The 2,795-nt window shown below is 73.0% G+C and carries 3 protein-coding genes; all 3 read left to right on the top strand.

The window, feature by feature from the left end; all coding sequences use genetic code 11:
* A partial coding sequence (locus tag G3I42_RS11865) for a biotin/lipoyl-containing protein (protein WP_343244523.1) occupies positions 1 to 466 on the top strand: 466 nt, incomplete at its 5' end.
* A complete protein-coding gene (locus G3I42_RS11860) occupies positions 463 to 1,404 on the top strand; it encodes a hydroxymethylglutaryl-CoA lyase (RefSeq protein ID WP_164285207.1) in 942 nt (313 codons plus the stop codon). The genes G3I42_RS11865 and G3I42_RS11860, both read left to right, overlap by 4 nt.
* Positions 1,405 to 1,582: 178 nt before the next feature.
* Complete coding sequence (locus G3I42_RS11855; protein WP_203606676.1) at positions 1,583 to 2,755, top strand: acyl-CoA dehydrogenase family protein; 1,173 nt, start codon at positions 1,583 to 1,585, stop codon at positions 2,753 to 2,755.
* Positions 2,756 to 2,795: the final 40 nt, after the last annotated feature.

Raw genomic sequence — 2,795 nt, 5'->3', positions numbered from 1 at the left:
GACCCCGGCCCCCCTGCGCGTACCGCTGCGGGTCCCCGGTCACGAGCCGGTCGAGCGGACCGTGCCGGCGGACGCCGAGGTGAGCGCGGAGGCCGTGACGGTCACGGCGGTGGGGCGGCGGCTCCGCTTCGTACGGGCCGGGGACTGGCTCGGGCGCGACGGGGACGCGTGGGAGGTGCGCGACCACGACCCGGTCGCCGCCGCGCTGCGCGCGGCCGGGGGCGCGGGCGGCACGGGCTCGCTCACCGCGCCGATGCCGGGCACGGTCACGGTCGTCAAGGCCCAGGAGGGCGACTCGGTCCGGGCGGGCGACGGGCTGCTCGTGGTGGAGGCGATGAAGATGGAGCACGTCATCACCGCGCCGCACGACGGCACGGTGACCCGCATCGCGGTGCGGCAGGGAAGCACCGTGGCGATGGACGAAGTCCTCGCCGTCGTCGAGCCGTTGACCGAGGTGGCGCCATGAGCACGGGACTTCCGATGACGGTTGCGCTCGACGGGCTCCCCTCCCGTGTCCGCATCCACGAGGTCGGCGCGCGCGACGGGCTCCAGAACGAGAAGAGCACCGTACCCGTCGGTGTGAAGGCGGAGTTCGTGCACCGGCTGGCCGCCGCGGGGCTCACGACGGTCGAGGCCACGAGCTTCGTGCACCCCAAGTGGGTGCCCCAACTCGCCGATGCCGAGGAGCTGTTCCCGCGGCTGGCGGACCTGCGGGAGCGGGGCGTGCGGCTGCCCGTCCTCGTACCGAACGCGCGCGGCCTGGAGCGTGCGCTCGCGCTCGGCGCGGACCGCGTGGCGATCTTCGCGAGCGTCACGGAGAGCTTCGCGAAGGCCAACCTGAACCGCACCGTGGACGAGTCGCTCGCGGTCTTCGCGCCGGTCGTCGCGGAGGCGAAGGCGGCCGGGGCCCACGTGCGCGGCTACCTGTCGATGTGCTTCGGCGACCCGTGGGAGGGCCCGGTTCCGGTCGAGCGGGTCGTCGGGGTCGCGAAGGCGCTCGAAGCGATGGGCTGCGACGAACTGAGCCTCGGCGACACGATCGGCGTCGCGACGGCCGGGCACGTACGGGCCCTGCTCACCGCCCTCGCGGAAGCGGACGTGCCGCTCGCGACGCTCGGCGTGCACTTCCACGACACGTACGGGCAGGCGCTCGCGAACACCCTGGAGGCGCTGCGCTGCGGCGTGACCACGGTCGACGCCTCAGCCGGGGGGCTCGGCGGCTGCCCCTTCGCGCGGAGTGCGACGGGGAACCTGGCGACCGAGGACCTCGTGTGGATGCTGCGCGGCCTCGGCATCGAGACCGGCGTCGACCTGGACTCGCTGGTGGAGACCAGTACGTGGATGGCCGGGCATTTGGGCCGCCCGTCCCCGTCCCGCACGGTCCGCGCACTGGCCGGTTCCTGACCCCGCACGCACGTCCCCGCCGCGTACCCGCCCCCGTACCCGTCCCGTCCTCGCCCTGCCCCCGTCCTCGCCCTGTCCCGTATTCGTCGCGTCGCCCGACCGGCGGCGGCCCTCCCCTCCCCCGCGTCCCGGCACCCCGGGGCGTGTCCCCGCTCACCCGTACCGAGGAGTGACCCCCATGCCCCTGGACCACAGGCTTACCGAGGAGCACGAGCAACTGCGGCGTACCGTCGAGGAGTTCGCGCACGACGTCGTCGCGCCGAAGATCGGCGACTACTACGAGCGGCACGAGTTCCCCTACGAGATCGTGCGCGAGATGGGCCGCATGGGGCTCTTCGGGCTGCCGTTCCCCGAGGAGTACGGGGGGATGGGCGGGGACTACCTCGCGCTCGGCCTCGCGCTCGAAGAACTCGCCCGCGTGGACTCCTCGGTGGCGATCACGCTGGAGGCGGGCGTCTCGCTCGGCGCCATGCCGATCCACCTCTTCGGCACCGAGGAGCAGAAGCGCGCGTGGCTGCCGGGGCTGTGCGCGGGCGAGATCCTGGGCGCCTTCGGCCTCACCGAGCCGGGCGCGGGCTCGGACGCGGGCGGCACCCGCACGACGGCGGTGCTCGACGAGGCGACGGACGAGTGGGTCATCAACGGCTCGAAGTGCTTCATCACCAACTCCGGTACGGACATCACGGGTTTGGTGACGGTGACGGCCGTGACCGGGCGCAAGGACGACGGGCGTCCGCGCATCTCCTCGATCATCGTGCCCTCGGGGACCCCTGGTTTCACGGTGGCCGCCCCGTACTCGAAGGTGGGCTGGAACGCTTCGGACACGCGCGAGCTGTCCTTCCAGGACGTACGGGTCCCGAAGGCCAATCTGCTCGGGGAACTCGGGCGCGGGTACGCGCAGTTCCTGCGCATCCTCGACGAGGGCCGGGTAGCGATCGCCGCGCTCGCGACGGGGCTCGCCCAGGGCTGCGTCGACGAGTCGGTCGCGTACGCGAAGGAGCGGCACGCCTTCGGCAAGCCGATCGGGGCCAACCAGGCCCTCCAGTTCAAGATCGCCGACATGGAACTGCGGGCGCACACCGCGCGGTTGTCGTGGCGGGACGCGGCGAGCAGGCTCGTGCACGGCGAACCGTTCAAGAAGGAGGCGGCGCTCGCGAAGCTGTACTCGTCGACGATCGCCGTGGACAACGCGCGGGACGCGACGCAGGTGCACGGCGGCTACGGCTTCATGAACGAGTACCCGGTCGCGCGCATGTGGCGGGACGCGAAGATTCTGGAGATCGGGGAGGGCACGAGCGAGGTCCAGCGGATGCTGATCGCGAGGGAGTTGGGGCTGCCGGTGGGGGCGTGAGGGGGGCGGGGTCGGGTCGCGGGGGCGCTGGTCGCCGGGG

This window comes from Streptomyces sp. SID11385, from assembly GCF_010548245.1.
Lineage (GTDB): Bacteria > Actinomycetota > Actinomycetes > Streptomycetales > Streptomycetaceae > Streptomyces.
The sequence above is the reverse complement of the archived record's forward strand: the minus strand, read 5'-3'. Positions and strand labels throughout refer to the sequence as shown.